Annotated in this window: 25 protein-coding genes; 21 read left to right on the top strand and 4 right to left on the bottom strand. The window is 42.0% G+C overall.

What is annotated here, in order from left to right; all coding sequences use genetic code 11:
• The first annotated feature begins 169 nt into the window (after positions 1 to 169).
• From MKY20_RS02910 to MKY20_RS02880, 7 genes are all read left to right on the top strand, one after another.
• Entirely contained in the window at positions 170 to 559 is a 390-nt protein-coding gene (locus MKY20_RS02910) for a ribbon-helix-helix protein, CopG family (RefSeq protein ID WP_009336391.1), read from the top strand.
• Positions 560 to 900: 341 nt separating this feature from the next.
• Positions 901 to 1,854, top strand: a complete 954-nt coding sequence (locus MKY20_RS02905) for an ABC transporter permease (RefSeq protein WP_009336388.1) — start codon at positions 901 to 903, stop codon at positions 1,852 to 1,854.
• Positions 1,844 to 2,797: an iron chelate uptake ABC transporter family permease subunit gene (locus MKY20_RS02900; protein WP_009336386.1), complete on the top strand. Its 954-nt coding sequence runs from the start codon at positions 1,844 to 1,846 to the stop codon at positions 2,795 to 2,797. Before MKY20_RS02905 ends, MKY20_RS02900 begins: the two co-directional genes overlap by 11 nt.
• The gene (locus MKY20_RS02895; protein WP_009336384.1) at positions 2,794 to 3,561 is read left to right on the top strand and encodes an iron ABC transporter ATP-binding protein; all 768 of its coding nucleotides are present in this window, start codon (positions 2,794 to 2,796) and stop codon (positions 3,559 to 3,561) included. The genes MKY20_RS02900 and MKY20_RS02895 overlap by 4 nt, the downstream gene beginning before the upstream one ends.
• Before the next feature lie 208 nt (positions 3,562 to 3,769).
• Positions 3,770 to 4,795 (top strand): siderophore ABC transporter substrate-binding protein, encoded by a 1,026-nt coding sequence (locus MKY20_RS02890; RefSeq protein WP_026041659.1) that lies wholly within the window; start codon positions 3,770 to 3,772, stop codon positions 4,793 to 4,795.
• Between the two features lie 138 nt (positions 4,796 to 4,933).
• Positions 4,934 to 5,260, top strand: coding sequence for a hypothetical protein (locus MKY20_RS02885; protein ID WP_009336380.1), 327 nt, complete (start codon positions 4,934 to 4,936; stop codon positions 5,258 to 5,260).
• Positions 5,261 to 5,275: 15 nt separating this feature from the next.
• Positions 5,276 to 5,914: an O-methyltransferase gene (locus MKY20_RS02880; protein WP_019381205.1), complete on the top strand. Its 639-nt coding sequence runs from the start codon at positions 5,276 to 5,278 to the stop codon at positions 5,912 to 5,914.
• An 85-nt stretch (positions 5,915 to 5,999) separates the two neighbouring features.
• On the opposite strand, the gene MKY20_RS02875 is transcribed toward MKY20_RS02880, so the two are convergent.
• Entirely contained in the window at positions 6,000 to 6,836 is an 837-nt protein-coding gene (locus MKY20_RS02875; protein WP_009336376.1) for a TetR/AcrR family transcriptional regulator, read from the bottom strand.
• Between the two features lie 94 nt (positions 6,837 to 6,930).
• Here MKY20_RS02875 and MKY20_RS02870 point away from each other — a divergent pair, with 94 nt between their 5' ends.
• Complete coding sequence (locus MKY20_RS02870; protein WP_217027329.1) at positions 6,931 to 10,014, top strand: efflux RND transporter permease subunit; 3,084 nt, start codon at positions 6,931 to 6,933, stop codon at positions 10,012 to 10,014.
• Positions 10,015 to 10,266: 252 nt separating this feature from the next.
• Here MKY20_RS02870 and MKY20_RS02865 read toward each other — a convergent pair whose 3' ends face one another.
• Positions 10,267 to 11,490: an MFS transporter gene (locus MKY20_RS02865; RefSeq protein ID WP_217027332.1), complete on the bottom strand. Its 1,224-nt coding sequence runs from the start codon at positions 11,488 to 11,490 to the stop codon at positions 10,267 to 10,269.
• 151 nt (positions 11,491 to 11,641) lie between these two features.
• Here MKY20_RS02865 and MKY20_RS02860 point away from each other — a divergent pair, with 151 nt between their 5' ends.
• Both MKY20_RS02860 and MKY20_RS02855 read left to right on the top strand, forming a co-directional pair.
• Positions 11,642 to 12,208 (top strand): hypothetical protein, encoded by a 567-nt coding sequence (locus tag MKY20_RS02860; protein ID WP_217027336.1) that lies wholly within the window; start codon positions 11,642 to 11,644, stop codon positions 12,206 to 12,208.
• Positions 12,209 to 12,509: 301 nt separating this feature from the next.
• Positions 12,510 to 12,644: a BA3454 family stress response protein gene (locus tag MKY20_RS02855; protein WP_217027339.1), complete on the top strand. Its 135-nt coding sequence runs from the start codon at positions 12,510 to 12,512 to the stop codon at positions 12,642 to 12,644.
• A 48-nt stretch (positions 12,645 to 12,692) separates the two neighbouring features.
• On the opposite strand, the gene MKY20_RS02850 is transcribed toward MKY20_RS02855, so the two are convergent.
• Positions 12,693 to 13,382: a hypothetical protein gene (locus MKY20_RS02850; protein ID WP_034298046.1), complete on the bottom strand. Its 690-nt coding sequence runs from the start codon at positions 13,380 to 13,382 to the stop codon at positions 12,693 to 12,695.
• Positions 13,383 to 13,580: 198 nt separating this feature from the next.
• The gene (locus MKY20_RS02845; RefSeq protein WP_009336367.1) at positions 13,581 to 14,354 is read right to left on the bottom strand and encodes a general stress protein; all 774 of its coding nucleotides are present in this window, start codon (positions 14,352 to 14,354) and stop codon (positions 13,581 to 13,583) included.
• A 180-nt stretch (positions 14,355 to 14,534) separates the two neighbouring features.
• On the opposite strand from MKY20_RS02845, the gene MKY20_RS02840 reads away from it, so the two are divergent.
• The 11 genes from MKY20_RS02840 to MKY20_RS02790 all read left to right on the top strand — a co-directional run bounded on the left by MKY20_RS02840 (position 14,535) and on the right by MKY20_RS02790 (position 26,280).
• The gene (locus MKY20_RS02840) at positions 14,535 to 15,737 is read left to right on the top strand and encodes an alanyl-tRNA editing protein (protein WP_217027341.1); all 1,203 of its coding nucleotides are present in this window, start codon (positions 14,535 to 14,537) and stop codon (positions 15,735 to 15,737) included.
• Positions 15,738 to 15,917: 180 nt separating this feature from the next.
• On the top strand, positions 15,918 to 16,235 hold the full coding sequence (locus MKY20_RS02835) for a DUF3870 domain-containing protein (RefSeq protein ID WP_009336365.1): 318 nt from the start codon (positions 15,918 to 15,920) through the stop codon (positions 16,233 to 16,235).
• Between the two features lie 181 nt (positions 16,236 to 16,416).
• The gene (locus MKY20_RS02830; RefSeq protein WP_071155110.1) at positions 16,417 to 17,241 is read left to right on the top strand and encodes a M55 family metallopeptidase; all 825 of its coding nucleotides are present in this window, start codon (positions 16,417 to 16,419) and stop codon (positions 17,239 to 17,241) included.
• Positions 17,242 to 17,254: 13 nt separating this feature from the next.
• On the top strand, positions 17,255 to 18,187 hold the full coding sequence (locus MKY20_RS02825; protein ID WP_009336363.1) for an ABC transporter permease: 933 nt from the start codon (positions 17,255 to 17,257) through the stop codon (positions 18,185 to 18,187).
• On the top strand, positions 18,187 to 19,143 hold the full coding sequence (locus tag MKY20_RS02820) for an ABC transporter permease (protein ID WP_009336362.1): 957 nt from the start codon (positions 18,187 to 18,189) through the stop codon (positions 19,141 to 19,143). Before MKY20_RS02825 ends, MKY20_RS02820 begins: the two co-directional genes overlap by 1 nt.
• A 4-nt stretch (positions 19,144 to 19,147) precedes the next feature.
• On the top strand, positions 19,148 to 20,146 hold the full coding sequence (locus MKY20_RS02815; protein ID WP_251267406.1) for an ABC transporter ATP-binding protein: 999 nt from the start codon (positions 19,148 to 19,150) through the stop codon (positions 20,144 to 20,146).
• Between the two features lie 108 nt (positions 20,147 to 20,254).
• On the top strand, positions 20,255 to 21,883 hold the full coding sequence (locus MKY20_RS02810) for a peptide ABC transporter substrate-binding protein (protein ID WP_251175616.1): 1,629 nt from the start codon (positions 20,255 to 20,257) through the stop codon (positions 21,881 to 21,883).
• Between the two features lie 387 nt (positions 21,884 to 22,270).
• The gene (locus MKY20_RS02805) at positions 22,271 to 23,191 is read left to right on the top strand and encodes a S66 peptidase family protein (RefSeq protein ID WP_251267407.1); all 921 of its coding nucleotides are present in this window, start codon (positions 22,271 to 22,273) and stop codon (positions 23,189 to 23,191) included.
• 13 nt (positions 23,192 to 23,204) lie between these two features.
• Positions 23,205 to 24,311 (top strand): dipeptide epimerase, encoded by a 1,107-nt coding sequence (locus MKY20_RS02800; protein WP_251175618.1) that lies wholly within the window; start codon positions 23,205 to 23,207, stop codon positions 24,309 to 24,311.
• A gap of 26 nt (positions 24,312 to 24,337) precedes the next feature.
• Entirely contained in the window at positions 24,338 to 25,267 is a 930-nt protein-coding gene (locus MKY20_RS02795) for a C40 family peptidase (RefSeq protein ID WP_009336356.1), read from the top strand.
• Between the two features lie 2 nt (positions 25,268 to 25,269).
• Positions 25,270 to 26,280 (top strand): ABC transporter ATP-binding protein, encoded by a 1,011-nt coding sequence (locus MKY20_RS02790; RefSeq protein WP_019381220.1) that lies wholly within the window; start codon positions 25,270 to 25,272, stop codon positions 26,278 to 26,280.

Raw genomic sequence — 26,280 nt, 5'->3', positions numbered from 1 at the left:
TAATAAGAAATTGCATATCATTCAGCATTCATATAAACAGTAAAAATTTTGCCGTCTAATGTAAATAAAATGAAGGAAGTTAAGGATTTAGTCAGGATTTACAACCGTTTTCTTAAAGGGTATGATTTTTATAGATAGATAATAGATAATAGATAATGGGAGCGGAATAATGAAAGAATTAACATTCAAATCTTACGACCAATTTCTCCAATTTAACGAGCATAAGGCGATGGAAAAAGCGATCATGAAAGGACTTCAAGGTGATGAGCTAGTAAAATTCAAACTTGAGTTCCTGCAAAGAGCCAAAACAATGTGGAAAGAGTATGATTGTGATCTTTGGATTCAAAAACACGGATATGTCATCATAAATGTATGGAAAGACGGCAGCGGCAAAAGAAAAGTTACGAGAGGAAGGCCAAAAAAACTTGATTCTGAAAAATATTTACACACTGTTCATGTAAGGCTGGATGAGGAAACGTATCGGCAGCTCACGAATCACTGCCAGGAGAATCAGATCGACGTATCGGAAGCTATTCGGGTTCTAATTAAAACACTATAGTGGCAAGCAAATGGGAGTTTCAACTTTTCTGTTTGAATCTCCTTTTAATGTGAGCTTCCTACTATATCTTAAAGTGAGAATAAATTTAGACAATTGCCGGAATTTACAATCTGCCTCTTTTCTTTTATTATTTTTTGTGATACATTAATTGTGGTGGCAAGTTGATAATCATTTTCAATAAACCAAAAAGTTATACATATCAAGGTTCTTTTTTTTGCTATTAGATGATAATGATTATCATTCTTTTAAAAATAGTTTTATAGAGTTACTCCTATTCCTTAACTTGGAATAATGATTTTTTCAATTGTTGATTGATAATAAACATGTTATGAGGGTTATTAATGAGATTATGGATGTTAGGAATTGCAGCCATCGTTCTGTCTTTTATCTCGCTATTTATCGGAGCAATAGATATAACGCCAAAGGATCTGCTCAATTGGGAATCAGATGAAACACATATTTTCCTTATCAGCCGCATCCCACGGTTATTAGCGATAATATTAGCGGGGGCAGGGATGAGTATTGCCGGTTTAATTATGCAGTCTTTAAGCCGAAATAAGTTTGTATCACCAACAACTGCTGGAACTTTGGATGCAGCAAAACTGGGTATTTTAATTTCCATGCTGTTTTTTACGAATGTAACCTATACACAGCAAGTTATTTTTAGTTTTGCCTTTGCTTTAGCAGGTACATTTCTCTTCATGCAGATTTTAGATCGTATAAAATTTAAAGATGTTATCTTTGTTCCGTTAATTGGAATTATGTATGGAAATATACTATCTTCTATTACAACGTTCTTTGGATATGAAGCGGATCTGCTGCAAAATATATCTTCCTGGCTTATGGGAAGTTTCACTTTGATTATTGCTGGCCGTTATGAGCTTTTATATGTTAGTATTCCAGCTATTATTCTAGCGTATCTTTATGCGAATAAATTTACAGTTGCCGGAATGGGTGAAGATTTTGCGAGAAATCTTGGTTTAAGCTATAAGCTAGTACTAAATATTGGTCTGGTCCTTGTTGCGGTTATATCGACAACGGTTGTCCTTACTGTCGGGGTAATTCCATTTCTAGGACTCATAGTTCCCAATATTGTCTCCTTATATTTAGGTGACAACCTGCGCAAAACAATTCCGCATACAGCGGTGTTAGGGATTGTCTTCTTATTAATATGTGACATTCTAGGGCGCATCATCATTCATCCTTATGAAATTCCAGTTAATGTAACAGTGGCAGTGATAGGCAGTGCAATCTTCTTAACGATGCTGCTTAGGGGGAGAGCATATGCGAAATAGTACAAAACTGATGATTTTAGCAGCTATTGCTCTTGTGTTTATTTTGTTATATGGCTTTTATGATATTAAAGGCGGCTTTGATTATGCCTTTCCTAAGCGTATGCTCAGAGTTACAGCGATGGTTATAACAGGAATCGCAATTGCTTATTCTACAGTTGTGTTCCAGACAATTACACATAACCGTATTTTGACACCTTCTGTTATGGGCCTTGATTCTATGTATCAAGTAGTACAAACATTAATCTACTTCTTTGCAGGGTCGATGTCAGTGTGGGTGTTAAATAAATACTTAAACTTTGGCGCAGCCATTTTTGCCATGGTCGTTTTTGCCCTGATTTTATATCGATTTTTGTTCAGGGCTGATAAGCATCCCATCTATTTTCTTCTATTAATAGGGATGATTATAGGGACACTTCTGGGAAGCTTTGTCACATTCCTGCAAGTATTGATAGATCCAGTCGAATATTTGAGTCTTCAAAGCCGGTTGTTTGCGACCTTTACAAACGTAAAGGCTGAGTTATTATTTATTTCAATTGGCATCCTATTTCTTGCATTTCTCTATGGCTACCTTATTATGGATAAACTGGATGTTATGTCACTGGGCCGCGAAAATGCGATAAATCTTGGCATTAATTATGACGGCATGGTAATGAGAATTTTAATTTTATCGTCTGTTTTAATTGCCACATCTACAGCGCTTGTCGGACCAATTACATTTTTTGGATTAATTGTTGCCAATCTCTCCTATCAATATCTGGTGACATATAAACACTCCATCCACATATTAGGGGCGAGCTTGATCAGTATTATTGCATTGGTCGGCGGTAATTTCCTTGTGGAACATATTTTTGAGTTGCGTACAACATTAAGTGTCATTATTAACTTTATCGGCGGTATTTACTTTATTTATCTATTACTTAAGGAAAGTAGGGCAGCAGGATGATTGAAATCAAAGGATTAACAAAACAATTTGGTAAAAAGCCTGTTGTAGAGGATGTTACAGTCACAATCGAGCCGGGGACCATCACCTCTTTTATTGGACCGAATGGTGCTGGTAAATCAACACTTCTTTCTATGGTAAGCCGTTTATTAGAAGCAGATACAGGTGAGGTATTACTCGATCAGAATAATGTGAAAAAGTGGAAGTCTTCGGATTTTGCAAAGAGAGTATCCATTTTGAAACAAGCCAATTACCTTAATGTGAGATTGACAGTGCGTGAGCTTGTGTCATTTGGGCGCTATCCCTATTCAAGAGGTCGCTTAGCGGCTGAAGACGAAAAGTTTGTTGATCAAGCCATTGAATATATGAATTTAGCTGATATGGAAGGCAAATATTTAGATGAATTATCAGGTGGTCAAAAGCAACGGGCGTTCATTGCAATGGTCATTGCTCAGGATACGGATTATATCCTGCTGGATGAGCCTTTAAATAACCTGGATATGAAGCATTCAGTTCAAATTATGAAAATTTTGCGCAAGCTGGTTGATGAACTTGGAAAGACAGTTGTCATTGTTTTGCATGACATAAATTTTGCATCTGTTTATTCTGATCGTATCGTAGCGTTGAAAAATGGCCGGCTGATGAAAAATGGGCCGACCAGTGAAATCATAAATTCTGATGTGCTTCGTGAAATTTATGATATGGATATTCCAATTCAAGAACAGAATGGCTGCAGAATTTGTGTCTATTTTAATTCACATACGTAAACAATGAAGTATTAAATATACCTGGAGAAATCTATTGGATTTCTTCAGGGATTAGCTTTTTTGTGTAAGATTATTGAAAAATTGGAAGATAATTTAAAAAAATATCAAAAAGTTATTGACTAATAAAGATTATTCAATAATAATTATCATCATGATTGATAATGATAATCAATATCAAATAATAAATGAAAAGGGAGAGTTAAGAAAGATGAAAAAACTATTTTATGCATTGTTAGCAGCTATGGTATTATTGCTTGCCGCATGTGGTTCTAACGAAGAAGCTTCAAAAGAAGAATCAACTGATAAAGGTGCAGAGGAAGAAACAAATGGAGCTGGAACAGAAGGAAGCTCTGCTTATCCAATGACGGTATCTCCAACAGTTGCCTCAACTGAAGGCAATGAGGGTGGTACAACTAATTTTGAAGATGTGAAATTTGAAAAGATGCCAGAAAAAATTGCTGTATTCGATTATGGTTTCTTAGATACATTAGATGCTCTAGGTGTTGAAGGAATTGTTGGGGTTGCAAAAGATTCTACCCTGCCAGCTCACCTTGAAAAATACGCATCTGATGAGTATAAAAGCGTTGGTGGATTAAAGGAACCTTTACTTGAAGATATCGCTGAAATGGATCCGGATGTAATCTTTATCTCTGGGCGTCAGTCAGCATTCTATGAAGAATTAAAGGAAATCGCTCCTGTCGTGTTTGTTGGTACTTCTGAGACTGATTACTGGAACACATTCCAATCTTCTGTAGATCTAGCGGCGAAAATGTTTGATAAAGAAGCAGAAGCTGAAGAATACATGGCAAAATATGATTCAGCTTTAGAAGAAATCAAAGCTTTAGCTGGAAACTACGAAACCTCTCTAGTTACAATGTACAATGAAGGTAAATTATCAGGTTTTGCAACAAACTCCCGTTTCGGCTACATTTATGACATTTATGGATTCAAGCCGGTAACAGAAGATATCGAGTCTTCTTCTCACGGTTCTAACTTCGGTTTTGAAGCCGTCCTGGAATTTAACCCACAAGTGCTATTTGTAATTGACCGAACAGCAGCTACTGGTGGCGACTCTAATATTGAAGCTGATATGGAAAACGACATCATTAAGAAAACTGATGCCTTTAAAAATAAAAGAATCGTTTACTTAGATGGACCTCTATGGTACCTAAGCGGAGGCGGTTTACAATCCGAGCTTGCTAAAATTGAAGAAGTTTTAGCTGAGTTGAAATAAACTATGTAAGGGACTGTCCAGAATGTCAGTGAAAACTGACCCTCTGGCAGTCCCTTTTTATTGACTGGTTGTATACATGTGTATACAATTTAAAATGATGCATCGTATACATGTGTATACGAAGAAAGGCGGCTTACTATGAATAACGAAAAACATAGAGTTCGTGGTGAAAACAGACATCAAAAAGATGGTCATGAACGAAGGGATCGCGGTGCAAAAACATTTCGCAGAGGAAGAGCCCTTACCTTTTTAGAGAGAATGAGCCTTAAACGCTCTGCACTAAAGAAACAATTAGAAACACCAGAGCTGCAATCAATTAATCCGATCCTAGTCGGGGAACTAAAAGCAATTGATATGGTGATCAGCGAATTCGTACAGTTATTTGAGCTTTACGAATTTGAAGAAGGGGAAGCAGTAAATAGCAAAACGGAAGACAAGGAAGATTCCAATGAAGAGAAAAAATAAAAAGGGGCGGGGAAAATGAAACAAATTAACAGATATATCGATTCAGTTTTTTACAGCCAAGATGATATTTTAGAGGAGGTTCTTAATTCCATAAAAGAGAACGGTATGCGATCCATCTCAGTATCTCCTTCTACTGGTAAGCTTCTTACGCTGCTAGTATCCATGTCAGGGGCAAAAAATGTCCTGGAGATCGGGGCCCTTGGGGGGTATAGCGGGATTTGCTTAGCCAGAGGGCTCGATCGGTCAGGAACATTAACTTCCCTTGAACTTATGGAGAGCTACGCAGAATTAGCGAATACTAATCTGTCTAAAGCCGGTTTTGGCAGTCAAGTATCATATTTAACCGGACCAGCTCTGCAAAGTCTCGAACAGCTTGTTAGCGATAATAGACAATTTGATTTTTTCTTTATCGATGCAGATAAAGAAAACTACGAAAACTATCTAAATTATTGCATCAGACTAGCGGAAAATGGAGCATTAATTGTTTGTGATAATGTATTGGCCAGAGGCACTGTAGCAGACGAGAGTGCTGAACCTGAACGTCATACTGAATTCATGAAAAAATTTAATGAAACAGTGGCTAACCATCCTCAATTGGAATCTGTGCTTATTCCTATTGGTGATGGGCTGACTATCTCAAAAGTAAAAAAATAAAAACATTATTCGCAATCTATATAAGGTAAATATGCACCATACACAAAAAGCAGGATGCTTGCTAAAGCATTCTGCCTTTTATTGTTTAAACCTCATAGTAATGGAGAAGCAGATAAGCAATCCATCTGCAATGAGGGTTGTTTCTGATATTTGTAATCAGCCCTTTTACGATAGCAGGATTCAAGCTGCGCTCCTGTATATCCTCCTTTAGCAGGATGAGGGATTCCTTTTCAATCGAGTCTTCTAATTCCTCTATTTTTTGCTCCATAATTTCAATTAGTTGCCCGTGAGTCATCTCTTCATGTCCCGTCTTCCTGAACATCTCGTAAAGCTCGTCGGTTATAAACGGGATAGTCGAATTGTTTGCAAGAAGTTCTGTTTTCTCTGCAAGTGATCTGCACAGAAGGTCCAAATCCAAAGGCACATTGAAAAATAAAAATAAGTGAGAGTACACATGCATAAAGCCTTTGATGCAATAGATTAAATCGTATTTGGTATGCTGGACACTTTCTCCATATAACTGATCAAGCATGGATAGGGTGATATCATCGATTAATTGGTCAAAGTGCCGCCCTTTTGATATAAGCTCTTCGTTAAATGTATGTGCCTGTTCTTTAATAAAAATCTTGGCAAAGTCTGAATGCTTTTGAAAGGAGTGGAATGTGGTATAAAAAAACTTTCTTAAAAGCTCTTTTCCCGTGTTATTCGAGTCTTTGACTATATGGTCAATATCTGAAACAAATTGCTCCATAAAATGATCAATCAAGGCCATGATCAGTTCATCTTTTGATTTGAATGATAAGTAGAAAGCTCCTTTGGAAATACCGGAGTGCTCTGTGATCTGCTGTACAGATGTAGCTTCAAACCCTTGCTTCGCAAAGAGTTCTAAAGCGCTTTCCATAATTAATTGCTTTTTGCTCATGTAATGGTGTCACTCCTTTTTGATTGACAAATGACCAACCAGTCATTATTATATGTAATTGAGTCTAACAAGTCAATTAAGGGTAGGTGCACAAGTGAAAGGTTTAGTGAATTTCGTCCTGCAGAATAAACTTGCAGTCTGGCTGTTAACAATTATTATCACGGTATCTGGCATCTATTCAGGTACGCGGATGAATATGGAGACCATTCCGGATGTCTCAATCCCTTACTTAATGGTAATGGACGTATATCCGGGGGCGACTCCTGAAAAAGTGATGGAAGATGTGTCCATCCCAATTGAAAAGGCCGTAGAAGGCCTTGAAGATGTTAAATCAGTTTACTCAAATTCATATTCTAACATGTCAAATATCCAAGTGGAATATGACTATGGTATTGATATGGACGAGGCCAAGCGGGCTCTCCAATCAGCTCTTGATACAGTGGAGCTGCCGGAAGGAGCACAGGAACCTTCCATCACGGCTATCAGCATGAATATGATGCCGGTTGCTGCACTGAGTGTAAGCAGTAAATCAGAGGATATTGTTGAGTTAACCTCAACTGTAGAAGATATTATACTTCCAAAAATTGAAAAAATTGATGGTGTAGCCTCAGCGACCATCACTGGTCAGCATGTGGAAGAGGTGCAGCTCACATACAACGAAGAAAAACTGGCTGAGCTGGAACTGACTGAAGATAAAGTAAAGGAAATGATTCAGGCAAGCAACATGGCTGTATCATTAGGACTTTACGAGTTTGAGGAAGGAGAACAGGCTGTCGCAGTAGACGGCAAGTTCATGACCGAGGATGAATTAAAGAACATGCTCATCCCGGTAACACCAACCGCACAAAACCAGTCACCTTTTGTGAAGCTGAGTGACATTGCCGAGATTGATACCGTCGGCAGAGTGCAATCTGTTTCCCGCACAAATGGCAATGATGCCATTGCGATCCAAATTGTAAAAGAACAGCAGGCAAACACCGTTGAAGTGGTCAACAGTGTCAAAGATTTAATCAAGGAAGAAAAAGAAAAGGTCGAGGGTCTCGTTATAGATCTTTCACTTGACCAGGGTAAGCCAATTGAAGAATCTGTTTCAACCATGATTGAAAAAGCCGTGTTTGGCGGGCTGATCGCAGTCTTGATTATTTTACTGTTCCTGCGTGATTTTAAATCCACGATTATTTCAATCGTATCTATTCCAGTTTCGATTTTCATGGCTTTGCTGCTGTTGAACTGGATGAATATTACCTTGAACATTATGACGCTTGGAGCCATTACGGTTGCGATCGGCCGAGTAATTGATGACTCTATCGTTGTGGTTGAAAATATTTACCGCCGCCTGCATTTAAAAGAAGAAAAACTAACAGGGCGGGCACTTATTCGTGAAGCTACGATCGAGATGTTCAAGCCAATCCTTTCCTCGACATTAGTAACGGTTGCTGTATTCGCACCGCTCATTTTTGTAGGAGGTATGGTCGGCGAGCTGTTTATGCCATTCGCATTGACGATGACGTTTGCGCTTGGTGCTTCACTCCTTGTAGCTATTACAATCGTTCCAGCGCTGTCTCACTTCTTGTTTAGGAAGAAACTGTACAGTGAAAAAACGGAAGGCAGCCATAAAGAAGCTGGAAAACTATCAAAATGGTATAAAGGCATTCTTGAGAAATCTCTTAATCATAAGATTATTACATCCATCATTGCGGTAGTATTGCTGGCGGGCAGCGTAGCTCTGACACCAATGATCGGATTCAGCTTTATGGGCAGTGAAGAAGAGAAAGTGATGTATCTAACATACACACCTGAAGCTGGAGAACTTAAAGATGAAACATTAAAGAACGTTGAAGCAGTAGAAGAAGAGATGCTAAAGCGTGATGATATTGACATCGTTCAAATATCTGTAACCGAAGAAGCGGATCAAATGTCTGCCATGATGGGCGGAGGAGCAGGCGGAGCCCTAATGTACCTGATCTTTGACCCTGAAATGGATAATTTCCCTGAAGTCCGTGAAGAAATAGAAGATTATGTGTTTAATATCGGACAATCAGGTGAATGGAAGAGCCAGAACTTCTCTTCTATGTCCGGTTCAACCAATGAAGTCAGCTACACATTCTACAGTGAAGATTTAGATAAACTGAATGATTCTGTCAAAATGGTAGAAGACGTAATGCAGGAAAATGAGGAATTAGAGGATGTTTCTTCAAGTGCAGAAGACGCATATGTTGAATATACCTTCAATGTTGAGCAGGATGAACTGCTGCAGTATGGTCTGACAGCCGGACAAATTGTCATGATGCTGAATCCGTCAAACACCAAGGATGTTCTGACAACGATTGAAAAAGACGGTGAGACGCTTGAAGTCATTGTCCAGCAGGAGCAAGCGGAACAGCCGAAATCCATTGATGATATCCTGGCAACACAGGTGCCGACAGCGATGGGTACAACTATGCCTCTTTCCGAGCTGGTTACAGTGAAAGAAGGTACAACGCATAATACGCTTGCCCGCAGTAAAGGCGAGTACTACGCAACCGTGTCAGGTACGGTGAAGGGCGATGATATTTCAAAGGCTACTTCTAAAACAGATGAAGCGATTGATGAATTGGATCTGCCTAAGGGTGTAACAGTCGGAGTTGCGGGCGTTCAGGCAGATATGACTGAGACGTTCACACAGCTTGGCGCTGCGATGCTTGCAGCCATTGCGATTGTGTACTTCATTCTGGTTGTTACATTCCGTGAAGGAGTGGCGCCATTTGCGATTCTCTTCTCCCTTCCATTTGCCGTGATTGGTTCTTTCGTTGGCTTATTGATTGCTGGCGAAACCATTTCTGTGTCGGTCATGATGGGACTATTAATGCTAATTGGTATTGTCGTAACCAATGCCATCGTTCTGGTGGACCGGATCATCCATATGGAACGTGACGGTCTGGTCATGAGGGAAGCGGTGCTGGAAGCAGGAGCAACCCGACTTCGCCCAATCCTGATGACAGCCATTGCGACAATTGGTGCATTAATTCCATTGGCCATCGGATCTGGCGGCGGAGGGCTTATCTCCAAAGGCCTTGCGATTACCGTTATCGGCGGTCTGACAAGTTCGACGCTATTGACCCTTATTATTGTGCCAATCGTGTACGAAGTATTATCTAAAATGTTTAAGAAAAATCGCAGAGAAATTGAAGAAAACTAAAAAGAAGCCCTGCAGGTTTAAAAGCCTGCAGGGCTTTTGCGTTTCTTCTGCGATTTTAGCTGGAATTAAATTTTCTATGAATTTGCGGTGTCTTTCATTGCCAATATCAAATATTTTAGAGCCTGTGCAAGGATATCAGTCAAAATACCCTTTTATCGGTCACCTCACCACCATAGATATCGGTCACTTCGCGTCAAATCAGCTTTCCAGCCAGATCATAGTGAAAACAATACTCAAACTCTGACCAAAATCTTACATTCCCCTAATAAAATCCCTCTTTTCTTTTACAAGATCCACCCTTGCAAACAGAAGTGCATACATAAAAGTAAAAATAAGATACGATAAGCCAATAATCAGGCTAAGAGTCCTCGGGTCAAAAATCTCCAGCAGGAATCCTGCTGCACCCATGGAGATAGCCAGGGAAAGGTTTGAAACCATCTGCATTAAACCAAAAAAGGTTCCCTGTCTTGATCGGGGTATGAATTTCATCATGACCGTGTCCAGGCAGATGTTGCCAAGGCCGCCTGCAAAGGTGATCAGCACAACAGTGAAAAGTGCTGTATAAAAGCTTGGTGCGAGGCTTAATAAAATATGGCCAGTGCCTTCTAAAGCGATAAAGATGATTGCGAGTACAAGAAGGCCTTTCTTGATCATATGAGAAAAGAATGAACTTAGAATAAGCCCAATCCCCAGTGCTCCATACATAAATCCAACGCCCAATTCTCCCATATCAAAAACCTCCAGACCATAAATGCTTACAAGAATATTGTCAATACCATTGGCGAGCGGCATGGTCAGCATCATGATAAAAAAGGCAATCAGTGCAGAAGAGCCAAGTATAAGTCTCGCTGGCGAAATGGCAGCGGATGTTTTCGTTCTTTCTCTATTTTCCTCAGAGACAGCCGGGAAAACCATCCTGGAGATTAGATATGCTGATAACAGGAAGGTAAGGCTGTTAATCATGAAAGCGGCATTGTTACCTAGAAAGTAGGCGAGAATTCCGCCTGTGCTTGATCCAATAATGAGGACGGCCCCGATCATGACTTGTTCAATCGCGTTTACAAATATGAGCCTATCTGACTTTACAAGGGCAGGTATCGCAGACATCCTGGCTGGTGAGTAGATGGCTTCTCCCGTTGCGATTAGGAGTGCACTTGCGTAAACAATCCATAAATCCCCTGCCTCCCTTACGAAAAGCAGCGCCAGGACAGCAGGCACTCTCAACAAGTCTACTGCCACGAGAATGGCCTTTTTGGAAAAACGGTCTGCCAGCATTCCGCCTATTGGAGCAATGAAGAAAAAAGGTGCCATGCGAATGGCGAATAACAGCCCAATTGCTACTCCGGAACCTGTTACGTGGTATAGAAGTGCAAGCAGCGCAACCTGTGTAAATCGATTTCCAATTCCATTAATGACACCAGCCCAAAAGAGCTTTTGATAATTTGCTTCCTGTTTCCATACAGTCCAATTTGTCATTTTTTCCGCACCTCTGCGAATGTTGATTCGATATATATCTAATTAGATTATATTCGAATTAGTTTGTTTGCACAATCAATAATTTTACGTTTTTTTGTAGCGATGAAACTTTATCTTTTGGATAATCGTAAAGATTATTAAGGAGGCGGGTATGATGAAATTAATTTTCGAGGTTCTATTTCTATTAATCGTTATCTATTACAGCTATCATTACATTATTTTAATAGCACAAATGAAGAAACCTGCCCTTATTCCTTTTGACAGGACTGACCTGAAAACAGTAAGGAAATTCCCCCAGAAATCTGCGGATGCCCCTGTTATCTCAAAAAACAAGCTGGGACTAACGATGTATGCTGTCATGCTGGCTTTTCTAATCGCTATGTTTATATTCGGAAAATATAATATGAAATTCAGCTGGACGTATCTCTATCTTCTGTTTATCCCTTTAATTAATGCCAAGGATCTGCTGAATGTATTTGCTGTCTATGATGACGGCTTTATAAGCGGAAGCAAGTTTGTTCCATGGAAAAAGCTGCAATCCTTCCATTTCAAAAAAATCGATCTGAATCATAAATACTATGGTTATTCTCAAGAAGTAAATGAAGGCTATGAACTTATACTTAAAACAAAAATGGGCAGCCATAGCCTTGTTGTAACGGAAAAGGAAATGAAAGAAAGGCTTGCGTGTATTTTCGAAGAGCAGGTGAAAGAGGGATAAGGAGTTCTACAGTTATTCACTGAGTTGATTGGAGCGGAAGGTGCTAATCCAGCGAAAATGCTATCGCATTTTCTTCGTCGGTGTTTTCTCGAGGAAGCATATTCAACGTCCTGTGGGAGAAGTGGGACAGGTGAGACCCCACAGACGCGGAGCTCGACCGAGGCTTAGTGCCCGCCCCACGGAAAGCGAGTGCCTCGTGCTGAAATCAACGGGCAATATTTGGGGGAAGAAACGTAAAAAGTTTTAAAACGTCCTTTTGTTGGTATTTATATAATAAAACATCAGGAAAGGATCAAGAGAGATGAAAGAAATTACCGTAACTGTTGACTATGAAGGTTTAAAATATCAAACGAATATCATTACAAATAAAGAAGCCGGCGACGAGGAAATTTTAAAGCAGGCAGAAGACCAGATCAAAAGACAGTTGAGTAATTAAGAATAAAAATTACCCCCTTAATCAGAAGATAAGGGGGTTAATTGTGGGTCAATGCAATTTTTGATTTAGTTTTTGCTGCAGCAATTCAATTTTATTCGGCAGGACAAATAAGTACTCTATTAAACTCTCTAAGAGCTCCATCAGCAAAGAGGCCATTTCCTGATCAATATCTTTTTCGAGATCAAGCATCTGGTAAAAGGCGCTGCCTGGCTGTGCCAGCTGGCTTAAAGATTGCAGAGGCCTTGCTAAATCAACATGCTCTGGCAGCTGTTCAAACTGCTTTGAAAGGTTTTGCCCCTTGACCTCTTCGCCGAGGAAGTTCTTTAGTATGCTTTCAAGTACCCGTTTGGACATCACGGCAGTAGCAACCGTATCTTTGGAATAGCTGACATTTAAAGCCGACCGGTAGGCTCTTGTCAGGTCTCCCGGCACTTCCTTTATTTTCTCAAGCTGAGTCAGGAGCTCTTTCGCTGAATTGGGATCATAGATATAGAGAATAGTCTCGTCGCTCGATTGTTCAGCTTGATTAAGAATCATGATAAAAACCGATTCCTTTTTGCAGGCAGAACAACCTCCATGTGAAAGTATACTGGACTTGCTTGTATGATTATAATTTGCCTTTATCGTAAAAAGGCTCGGTTTACTGCATTTAGGGCACTCGCATTGGACACTTGATGGTATCTTCCTATAACCAAATTGACTATGAGAAATAATTTGTGCTGGCAACACTCTTCTCATTATCATTTCCCCCCGCTAGGTTTCTGTTTTTCCATTCCATTACATTTAAGTATAACTTTGAAAAATAATTCAGACAAACCTGAAAAATCTGGAATTTATTCAATTCAGATCCAGTATTGAAATGTGAAAGCTGCTGCCACTATCTATATAAACGCAAAAAAGGAGCTCATCCCATTCTTGGGAAAAGCTCCTTTTTCTTTATCCTTTATAAGGGTTATTGCGGTTCTCCCTTACATTATTAAAATCATAAGCATCTCTGTAGCGGGTATCCACATCATCGTTGTAGGCCGAAACAGTACGGTCTGTATAGTCATCTGTTGTCGTGTCGTCAAGCTTTTCGCTTAGCGGACGGTTTGAGTCCAGATTCTCATCTGTCCAAACACTGCTGCTGTTTCTGGCGTTATCCTTAAAAGCATTCGTTCCGCGGTCAAGCTCCCCGGGGTTTAAAGGATCAGCGTTTGTATAGGTTGTCCGGTCTCCTTCCAGAACAGAACGATTTGTATCTGTATAGCCGTCAGTAAAATCGGTGGATTTAGTTTCAGGGTCGACTAACACAAGAATTTTCCCTGATTTGACATCAGCTTCATAACGATGTGCTTCCTCTTCAGGAATACCCATGCCGATAAGTGCTCCTGCAATACCGCCGGCACCTGCGCCAACAGCAGCTCCTGTTAATGTAGCAGCGATTGGTCCGGCTGCCACAATCGGCCCGATACCGGGAATCGCCAATGCGCCTACACCGGCCAGAAGACCTGTTAGTCCTCCAAGAATTCCGCCTGTTGCCGCTCCGGCAGCTAATCCTTCTTCCGTTTTTGTGCCTGTTTCTTCTGTAACGGCATCTACATCATCTTTATTTTTGCTGATTACGGAAATGTCTTCAGGGCGGTATCCCTCCGCTCTTAACTTTTCAACCGCTTGAATGGCTTCTTGCTCTGTATCATATGCACCTACAATATGCTTGTTTGTTGCCATGTTCATCATCCTCCTTATAATTTATTGCTTATCTATTGGTGTACATACCTTTTTCATCACATCCATAAACCGCGTGGATAAAATTACTAATAATTTCCCCTTGACTAATAAGTGGCTTGACCTGTAACTGCATAATCGGTAGTTTAAAAATAGAATAGTTACAAGGAAGGTTGGTTCGCTTTGAATAAACTTTATTATGAAGATCCATATATCCAAACATTTGAAACGGAACTTGTCTATCAGGGAGAAGATGACAAGGAAAAGATATATGCCGTCCTGAAAGAAACGGCCTTTTACCCAACTGGCGGAGGACAGCCTCATGATGAGGGAACACTTAATGGCGTAAAAGTGTTGGATGTTGAAGAAGCGGAAGGGGAAATCCGTCATTATTTAGAAAGGGAATTGGACCCCTCCATTTCCAGTATCTCAGGAGAAATAGATTGGAACAGACGGTTTGACCATATGCAGCAGCATGCAGGACAGCATATTTTATCGGCTGCCTTTGAAGAGCTTTACGGCTATAAAACGGTCAGCTTTCATTTAGGTAAAGAAACATTAACCATTGATCTGGATATCAGTGAATTACCGGTCCGGCATGCAGAAGAAGCGGAGAGGCTGGCGAATCGCATCATTCTTGAGAACCGGCCAATAGAAGCCAGGTGGGTGAGTGCGGAAGAAGCTTCCCAATTTCCGCTCCGCAAGCAGCTGTCTGTCAGGGAAGACATTCGGCTTGTGATGATCCCGGAATTTGATTATAACGGATGCGGCGGAACCCACCCATCTTCAACCGGCCAGGTTGCCGGCATTAAAGTATTAGACTGGGAACGCCAAAAGAAGAAAATCCGTGTGCAGTTTATCTGCGGGAATCGGATCCTTGCGCAGCTTCAGAGCAAACATGAAATTACAAAAAATCTTAGTCAGCTTCTTAATGCATCAGAAGAGGACTTGCCTTCAGCAGCCAGCCGTTTGATTGAAAATGGGAAGAACCTGGAGAAACAGCTGGAAGCAGCAAAGGAAGCGCTGTTAGCTTATGAAGCAAAAGAATTGTTCATAGCAGGAAACGGGGAGTGTACCAGCAAGGTCTTTGAGGGACGATCCATCCAGGAGCTGCAGAAACTGGCCCGCCTAATCGCATCCCAATCTGAAAATGCTGTTGTTATCCTAATCAATGAAACCGCCGATAAACTTCAATTTGTTTGCGCCAGTGGAGCAGATTCCGGGTCTGATATGAAGGGCCTGGCTGCAGAACTTTTGCAGAAGATTAACGGAAAAGGCGGGGGGAATCCTCAATTTGCACAGGGTGGGGGAGACAAACTTATGAGCGGGGAGAACCTGCTTCAGTATGCACTGAGACTTGCAGGGCAAATCAGCTCTGAAAACTGATAATGTAATAATGAGAAGGAACAGCCTTAATTGATAAAATATTTAGAAAAGTATTGAAAAGTGATTGTAATACAGCTTCTGTTGTATTACAATTTTGGTACGGGCCATGCATTATAATGAATGTTTATGATAACCTCATAAACGCCTCATATAATATCCGGTTCTGCAGGAGGCAAGTTCATGTACAGACAAAATACCGTCTATATCATCGGGGACAGCAAAACATCATTGAACAATCCGATTATGCAAAAATACAATGGCTTCTTTATAGGTCTTGTAATTGACAGGGAAACAGATGAAATTGTAGATGCAGAATGTTCATCTACCATTAACTTAACCTCATTATTTATTAAATCAATATTTGTCGGCAAATCCATACTGGAAGCTGACAAGGTAACGGAAGAAATCGAAAGCCGCTACTTCGGCTCCTCTCAAAAGGCACTAATGGTTGCCTTTAAAAATGCCCATATAAAATATACACAAATTATGAATAAGTAGAGCTGCTTTTTCTGTTTTCCGCAGATGAAATCCAGCTATCAGAGAAAAGCATTATTTTCTCCGATAGCTGGATTTTTTGCATTCTGCCTGTATAAAAGGTAGATTACAGGCTAATTTTACAGAAAATATCAAATAATCTATAATATAAAACTATAACAATATAATATTTGGGGGATTTTTAATGAAGCTTTATCTATCGGTTGATATGGAAGGAATAACGGGTCTGGCTGATCACACACATGTTGACTCTTCGAAGCACAATTATGAACGCAGCAGGATAATCATGACTGATGAAGCAAATCATGTGGTAACAGCTGCCTTTGACGAGGGCTGCAGCGAGGTTATCGTAAATGACAGCCACTCGAAAATGAATAACCTGCTCATTGAAAGGATGCATCCAGAAACACAGCTGATTACTGGCGATGTGAAGCCATACTCAATGGTTCAGGGGCTTGATTCAACCTTTAGCGGTGCCATGTTTGTTGGTTATCATGCACGTGCTTCCATGAAAGGAGTTATGTCCCACTCCATGATATTCGGTGTAAGGCATATGTACATCAATGACCATGCCATTGGGGAAATGGGCTTTAATGCTTATGTGGCAGGTTATCATGGCGTACCTGTTCTCATGGTGGCCGGAGATGACCAGGCGGCTCTGGAAGCAGAAAAATTAATCCCGAATGTCACCACTGCGGTTGTAAAGGAAACGATTTCTCGCTCAAGCGTGAAATCGCTGACACCTGCAAAAGCCGGACAGCTTTTAAGAGAAAAAGCAGCAGAGGCTCTTAGCAGGAAGGAACTTGTAGAACCGCTTGTTCCGCCAGAAAACCCTGTATTGAAAATTGAATTTGCCAACTATGGCCAGGCTGAGTGGGCTGCTTTAATGCCTGGTGCAGAGATAGAAGAGAATACAACCATTGTCCGCTATCAGGCTAAGGATATTCTTGAAGCATACCAGGCAATGCTGGTGATGACTGAGCTGGCCATGAGAACTACATTCTGTTAGGAAGTGTTAATGAATGACTGGATACATAATAAAACGCCTTATCGCAATGGTCGTCACACTTTGGTTCATTATCACTCTGACTTTTTTCTTAATGCATTCCATACCGGGGTCGCCTTTTAATGAAGAAAGAAATACAAGTGAAGCGGTTCAGCGAAATCTGGAAAAATTCTACCATTTGGATGAACCGCTCTATGTCCAATATGGGATGTACTTGAAGTCCGTTGTGACATTCGACTTTGGGCCATCTATTAAAAAATCTTCCCAGACGGTTAATGAAATGCTCGGACGGGGCTTTCCGGTGTCTTTCGAACTGGGAATCGTCACATTGATCGTGGCGGTTTTTTCGGGAATTGCCCTCGGAATCATAGCTGCCCTCCGGCACAATGGCTTTATTGATTATTTAGCGATGACCATTGCTGTTCTGGGAATATCGGTGCCAAACTTTGTGCTTGCCACACTGTTAATTCAGCAGCTTGCTGTCAACCTGGCAATCCTGCCGGTGGCTACCTGGTCAAGTCCGAAGCATATGATACTGCCGACTCTGGCGCTTGCGACAGGGCCCATGGCGATTATCGCCCGTCTGACACGTTCAAGCATGCTGGAGGTGCTGACGCAGGATTACATAAAAACGGCCAAAGCAAAAGGCTTATCACCAGTGAAAATTGTGTTTAAGCATGCACTGAGGAATGCCCTCCTGCCTGTCGTAACTGTATTGGGATCCTTGGCAGCAAGCATTTTGACAGGTACGTTTGTCATTGAAAAAATCTTTGCCATTCCTGGAATGGGAAAGTATTTTGTAGAAAGCATCAATACACGTGATTATCCCGTCATAATGGGGACCACCGTTTTTTACAGTTCAATATTGATTATTATGCTGTTCCTTGTGGACATTGCATATGGAATTTTAGACCCGAGAATTAAGCTTCACAAAAAGGAGGCGAGCTAATGGAACTGCGCAAACAGCATGATAACCGCAACCTTGCACCCGATATTCCGGATGACTGGTTTGTGCCTAAGGCCAAGGACCAGGATGCAGCGGAAGCAGTTGTAAGGCCGAGCCTTTCCTATTGGCAGGATGCATGGCGCCGGCTTTTGAAAAATAAGCTGGCAATGGCAGGGCTATTCTTTCTTATTGCTTTAGCCTTTATGTCTATTTTTGGACCCATGCTTTCCCCGCATAGTGTATCTGAGCAGTCTCTGACTAATCAGAACCTTCCGCCATCATCGAAGTATTGGTTCGGCACTGACGAGCTGGGCAGAGATGTATTCGCCAGAACATGGTATGGTGCAAGAATTTCCTTATTCGTGGGAATCGTTGCTGCCATGATTGATTTTGCAATCGGAGTCATCTATGGCGGGATTGCCGGCTATAAAGGCGGCAGAACAGATAATGCCATGATGAGGGTTGTGGAAATTCTTTATGGACTTCCTTATTTGCTTGTTGTTATTTTAATCAGCGTCGTAATGGGACCTGGTTTGTTCACTATTATATTTGCCCTTTCTGTGACGGGCTGGGTTGGGATGGCCCGGATTGTCCGCGGGCAGGTTCTGCAGATTAAGAACTATGAATTTGTACTGGCATCAAAGACTTTTGGGACAAAAACTTCGAGGATTATTAAGAAAAACCTGCTTCCGAATACGATGGGCCCTATTATTGTACAGATGACACTTACCGTTCCTTCAGCCATCTTTGCAGAGGCTTTCCTGAGCTTTCTGGGATTAGGCATTCAGCCTCCTTTTGCCAGCTGGGGATCCATGGCCAATGATGGGCTGTCTACAATTCTATCAGGTCACTGGTGGCGCCTGTTCTTCCCTGCCTTTTTCATCTCCCTGACCATGTTTTCGTTTAATGTGCTGGGAGACGGATTGCAGGATGCCCTTGATCCAAAGTTAAGGAGGTAGCAGCATGGAGAAAGTACTGGAAGTAAAAGACCTGCATGTCACATTTACCACTTATGGCGGTGAAGTCCAGGCTGTAAGGGGAGTAACATTTGATCTGTATAAGGGGGAAACCCTTGCAATTGTCGGTGAATCCGGCTGCGGGAAAAGCGTGACTTCCCAGAGCATCATGCGGCTGATTCCCTCCCCGCCCGGGAGAATAGCTGATGGCGCTGTCCTTTTTAAAGGGAAGGATCTGACCAAATTAAAAGAGTCTGAAATGCGGAATATTCGCGGTGCAGACATTTCGATGATCTTTCAGGATCCAATGACGGCTTTGAACCCTACTATTACCATTGGGGAGCAAATTATAGAAGGAATTATGCAGCATGAACCCATTTCCCGGCAGGATGCCCGTAAAAAGGCCCTGGAAATGCTTAATTTAGTTGGGATTCCAAATCCGTCCGAAAGATTGAAGCATTATCCCCACCAGTTCAGCGGAGGGATGAGGCAGCGGATTGTGATTGCCATGGCCCTTGTCTGTGCGCCCGAAGTACTAATTGCCGATGAACCTACAACCGCACTTGATGTGACCATACAAGCACAAATATTGGATTTGTTTAAAGATATCCAGAAGAAAACTGGAGTATCCATTATCATCATTACCCATGACCTTGGCGTTGTCGCTCAAGTAGCGGACCGCATTGCCGTCATGTACGCAGGAAAAATAGTGGAAGCCGGAGAACGAAGGGAAATCTTCTACAATCCACAGCATCCCTATACGAAAGGCCTGCTGAATTCAGTTCCGCGTCTTGATCTTGACGGAGCCGATCTAGTTCCCATTGGCGGATCCCCGCCGGATTTATTCGCTCCGCCGGCCGGCTGCCCGTTTGCTGCCCGATGCGGCTTCGCAATGGAAGTATGTGACCGGGTTTATCCATATAAAACTCATATAAGCCGTGATCATCATGTAGATTGCTGGCTCCAGGATGAACAGGCACAGAAAATGCTTGCATCCGTAAAATAGGTTTTTCCTTTCACAGTGCTGGATCAGCACAGTGAAAGTTATGATTCTATCAGCTGTCAAACAGGCAGCTGATAGATAAAGAAATATATTTTAAGAGGGGGAAAAAGAATGAAAAAGTTTTTATCACTGCTGCTGGCAGGTGTATTGCTGTTTGTCATGGCAGCCTGTACGGCAAATGAAAATGCCGGCAAAGAAACAGACAGCAAGGATGATGGCAAGAAAGAAGAAGAAAGTGCTGAAAAAGTGCTTTATTTGAACAATGGCCAGGAGCCGACTTCGTTTGATCCTCCTATCGGCTTTGACTCTGTTTCCTGGAGCGCACTGAATAACTTGATGGAAGGTTTGACCCGTCTGGGGCAAGATCATGAACCAGAAGCAGCAATTGCTGAAAAATGGGATATCTCAGAAGATGGAAAGGTTTATACCTTTCATATCCGTGAGGATGCAAAATGGTCAAATGGTGATCCTGTAACTGCAGGTGACTTCGAATTTGCATGGAAGCGCCTTTTAAATCCTGATACAGGTTCTTCAGCCGCTTTCCTTGGTTACTTCATTGAAGGCGGAGAAGCTTATAACAATGGGGAAGGATCAGCTGATGATGTAAAAGTAAAAGCAGTTGATGACAAAACATTTGAAGTTACTTTAGTTAGTCCGCAAGCTTACTTCTTAAGTGTAATCACTAACCCTGCATTTTTCCCAATTAACGAAAAAGTTGCAACAGAAAACCCGAAGTGGTTTGCTGAAGCTGAATCTTTTGTCGGAAATGGTCCTTTCAACTTAACGGAATGGGAGCATGACAGCCATTTTGTGATGGAGAAAAACGATCAATATTGGGATGCTGAGACTGTAAAGCTTGATAAAATTCACTGGGCAATCATTGATGATACAAATACTGAATATCAAATGTATCAATCGGGAGAACTGGATGTATCGGATGTACCTTCTGAGCTAAGCGAGCAGCTGCTGGGAGAAGCAAAAGTTGAAGACCAGGCTGGAGATTATTTCTATCGATTTAATGTAAACATGGAGCCATTCCAAAATCTAAACATCCGTAAAGCATTTGCGATGGCAGTGGACCAGCAGCAAATTGTTGATTTCGTCACAAAGAATGGTGAAAAGCCAGCATATGGATTTGTTTCATATGGTTTTACTGATCCTTCAGGAAAAGATTTCCGTGAAGTGTCGGGAGATCTTGTAAAAACAAATGCAGAAGAAGCGAAGGCATTACTTGAAAAAGGCATGGAAGAAGAAGGATATGATAAGCTTCCAGAAGTTACCTTAACATACAGCACGGATGATACACACAAGAAAATAGCTGAAGCACTTCAGCAAATGTTCAAAGAAAACCTTGGCGTGGAAGTAAAGCTTGCCAACATGGAATGGAATGTATTCGCTGAAGAACAAAAAGCGCTTAAATTCCAATTATCACGAAGCTCGTTCCTTGCTGACTACGCAGATCCTATCAACTTCCTTGAAAACTTCCAGACAGGACATTCCATGAACCGCACCGGCTGGAGCAATGAGAAATACGATCAGCTGATTAAAGATGCAAAGAATGAAGCTGATGAAGCCAAACGCTTTGAACTAATGTATGAAGCAGAAAAAATCTTATTTGGAGAAATGCCGATTATCCCTATCCATTTCTACAACCAGGTTTATCTCTATAATGATGCTGTTTCAGGAATCGTCCGCCATCCGGTTGGATACATGGAGCTTAAATGGGCAGATAAGAAGTAATGCTTCTTCTGCTTGATTTGAAAAAAGGGGTGTTCGTGCGAACATCCCTTTTTTTCGAAATATAAACTTTTGAGAATTTGGATCTTTGAACTTTGATAACTGTCTAGCTCCGAGCGCCATCGGCTCAAGGTCTGAAGCTTGGCTAAATGCGGCTCCCTAAGCAGTCGCCTTCATTTTTCGGGCAATCACTTCTGAAGGCAAAAAACGCTTTCTGCCTAGCGCTTGTCTTAAGCTTGTCGCCGCTCTGCGCTTTTCAAATTATTTCCCGAAAAATAATACATTTTCTCGAATTTTAGCTTATATCCTCGACAATTAATTCATTTCCCAAACAATGCTTTTGCTGAAGGAGCATATAATGCTAATAAACAACTAAAAGGATGTGGCAGCATGGCAATGAAACCTCAGCGCCTGGAAAAAGGCGATGCGATTGGAATTATAGCACCGGCAAGTCCGCCCAATCAGGAAAACCTGAAGCGATCCCTGGCCTTTTTGGATGAGCTTGGCGTAAAAGTAAAAATGGGCGATCATGTGACTGATCAATATGGATACCTTGCCGGAAATGACGAGGACCGGCTGGCAGATTTACATAAAATGTTTTTGGATAAGGAAGTCAAAGCCATCATTTGCGCAGGCGGCGGCTATGGCACAGGGAGAATTGCGTCCCAAATTGAATACAGCCTGATTAAAGAAAACCCGAAAATTTTCTGGGGCTACAGTGATATTACATTCCTGCACACCGCAATCCGCCAGCAGACGGGATTAGTCACCTTCCATGGCCCGATGCTGGCATCCGATATTGGCAAGGAGGATGCGGATCCGCTATCAAAGCAATATTTTAACCAGTTATTTGAGCCTGTAACGCTTGACTATCCAGAAGGGATTTCAAATCTGGAGACAATGGTAAGCGGCAGGGCTTCGGGAGTCTTAACGGGCGGCAATTTGTCTCTCCTGGCCAGTACGATAGGGACACCCTATGAAATAGATACAAAAGATAAGCTTGTTCTTATTGAAGACATCAATGAAGAGCCCCGTGCGGTCGACCGCATGCTAAACCAGCTGCATATGGCCGGGAAGTTTGAGGATGCCGCCGGCTTTATCATCGGGGACTTTAATAATTGCGTCCCTGAAAGAGAACTTTCCTTAGAACTGGATGAAGTACTGGATACTTATATAAAAAGGGTGAATAAGCCGGCTGTAAAAGGCTTTAATATCGGCCATTGCTCTCCGCATATTTCTGTGCCTTTAGGTGTAATGGCAGAATTGGATGCTGCCGGTAAAAATCTGATAATCGAAAGCGGCGTTAAGTAAAAGGGTGGTATAGATGAAAATAAACACGATCGAAACATTTAGAGCTGCGGTACCACTGAAAAAACCATTTAAAACAGCTTTGAGAACGGTTGAGACAGCAGAAACGATTGTTGTAAAAGTAACTTGCGATAACGGTATTGCCGGCTGGGGGGAGGCCCCTCCAACTGTGGTGATCACAGGAGACAGCCTATCAAGCATCGAATCCGCCATTCATCAGGTATTAAAGCCGATGCTGGTCAATAAGAGTCTCCTAAACTATGAGGATATCTTCCAGGGAATTCAGTCTGCTTTAATAGGAAATTCAAGTGCAAAGGCTGCAGTGGATATGGCATTGTATGATTGTCTTGCACAGCAGTGCAAACTGCCCCTATATCAGTTTTTAGGCGGACATAAAAATGAGGTGGAAACGGATTATACGGTAAGCGTCAATGGCCCGGAGGAAATGGGAGAAGATGCTGTTTCCTATGTTCAGCAGGGCTTTAATGTCCTTAAGGTGAAGGTTGGCAAGGATGATATTTTAACAGATATTGAGAGAATTAGAGAAATCCGCACACGAGTCGGATCAAAGATTAAAATCCGGCTGGATGCCAATCAGGGCTGGAAATCAAAGGATGCTATCTATGCCATCCGAAAAATGGAAGCTTTGGACTTGAATATTGAGCTTGTCGAACAGCCTGTGAAGGCCTGGGATATAGAGGGCCTTAAGCAGGTTACCGATGCGGTTGATACACCGATTATGGCAGACGAAAGTGTCTTTTCCCCGAAGCAGGCTTTTGAAGTCATTAAAACGCGAAGTGCTGATTTAATCAATATTAAGCTGATGAAATCAGGCGGCATTTATCAGGCGCAGATCATCAATCAGCTCGCTGAAGTCTGCGGGATGGAGTGCATGGTGGGCAGCATGATTGAGACCAAGATCGGCATTACGGCAGCAGCCCATTTTGCCGCAAGCAAAAAGAATATAACCCGTTTTGATTTTGACGCTCCATTGATGATGGCAAAAGAAATTGTGGAAGGCGGAATCCATTATTCCGGCCGTAAAATCACCCTGCCGTCGGAACATGGTCTGGGCATCAGGAATGTATCGTTAATAGTGAACAAGCAGGAACTGACTTCCTGATAAATCATGAAAAGGAGGAATTTGTTTTGGCAATTCAGCAAAAATGGCTGGTATCGGTTCCTGTAGCAACCTTGTGGACATCAAGCGATTCATCAAGAGAAATTGACTTTGAAGCGATCACCAATCCAGTTAATCTGGATTCCTGGCTTGGAAAGCTCACATATGAGCCCCGGCTTGAACTTTGCGAAGGGAATCTTGTTCAATCACAAGTTCTGTACGGAGAAGAAGTGATTGTATTGGAGGAGAAGGATGGGTGGGTTCATGTTGTTGTCCCGGGCCAGCCTTCTTCTAAGGACGAGAGAGGATATCCCGGATGGGTGCCGAAAGCCCAGCTGACTAAAAATGAAGATTGGAAGCTTGGTAGCAGAAAGGCTGCGGTCATTCAGAAGAAAAAGGCAACCCTCTATTCTAATGACAGAGAGCCGGAACTTATACTAAGCTATCAAACCATACTCCCGGTGTTAAGAGAAGAAGCTGAGTGGATTCAGGTGCAGACACCTGAGGGAGCAGGATATCTAAAACCTGAAGATGTGCAGGTGTATGAAACAATCGGGGCTATACGGAAAGGCAGCGGAAAAGACATCATCGATGCGGGGGAACAATTTATAGGCCTGCCATATCTATGGGGCGGCATGAGCAGCTTTGGGTATGACTGCTCAGGATTCAGCTATTCTATGTGCAAAGCAAATGGATTTATCATCCCCCGTGATGCCCATGATCAGGCGGAAGCAGGGGATCCGGTTGAACTTGACGCCATTGAACCCGGGGACTTATTATTTTTTGCTTATGAAGAAGGAAAAGGCAAACTCCATCATGTTGGCATCTATTATGGTGATGGGAAGCTGCTTCATTCTCCTAATACCGGTAAAACCATCGAAATTATCGACTTGAAAGACACCATCTATGAAAAGGAATTATGTGCAGCTAGACGTTACTGGCAAGAGACGGGGGAATAAATATGTCAAAAGAAGCACTGTTAAAGGTCAATAATTTGAAGAAGCATTTTTCAATGGGGAAAGGACAGACTCTGAAGGCCGTTGATGATGTCTCCTTTCATATCAAACAAGGAGAAACCTTCGGGATTGTCGGCGAATCCGGCTGCGGAAAGTCAACCGCAGGGCGTACAATTATTGGTTTATATAACCGTACAGAAGGCGATGTCCTTTATGACGGAAAGAATGTCCATACCATGACTGAAAAAGAAAGGTTTGCTTTTCACAGGAAGATGCAGATGATCTTTCAGGATCCATATGCTTCGTTGAATCCGCGGTCAACCGTCCAGGAGATTATTTCGGAGCCCATGGAAGTGCATGGGTTATATCCGAACAAGAAGGAACGGCTTGAGCGGGTCTATCAGCTTCTGGAGGATGTGGGACTTAACCGCGATCATGCCAACCGCTACCCGCATGAATTCAGCGGCGGACAAAGGCAAAGAATTGGGATTGCCCGTGCATTAGCGCTGGATCCGGAATTCATTATTGCTGATGAGCCGATCTCCGCACTGGATGTATCGGTACAAGCCCAGGTAGTCAACCTGCTTAAGGGGCTCCAAAAGAAAAAAGGCCTGACCTACTTATTTATCGCCCATGATCTCTCGATGGTCAAACATATCAGCGACAGAATTGGCGTTATGTATTTGGGGAATTTAGTGGAATTAACCACAAGCGAAAACTTATATAAAAATCCGCTTCACCCTTATACGCAGGCCTTACTTTCGGCGATTCCCATCCCTGACCCTGATGTTGAGGATCATCGGGAAAGAATCATTTTGGAAGGGGAACTCCCAAGTCCAATGAATCCTCCAAGCGGCTGCGTATTCCGCACGCGCTGTCCTTATGCGATGGAGGCTTGTGCTTCCATGAAGCCTGAGTGGCAGGAGATTGAGAAGGATCATTTTGTGGCCTGCCATTTATATAATGAAAAGGTAACGGGCGACCATAACCGGCCGCAAGTAGCCGCTGCGAAATAA

Source organism: Cytobacillus sp. FSL W8-0315 (assembly GCF_038002905.1).
GTDB lineage: Bacteria > Bacillota > Bacilli > Bacillales > Cytobacillaceae > Cytobacillus > Cytobacillus pseudoceanisediminis.
The sequence above is the reverse complement of the archived record's forward strand: the minus strand, read 5'-3'. Positions and strand labels throughout refer to the sequence as shown.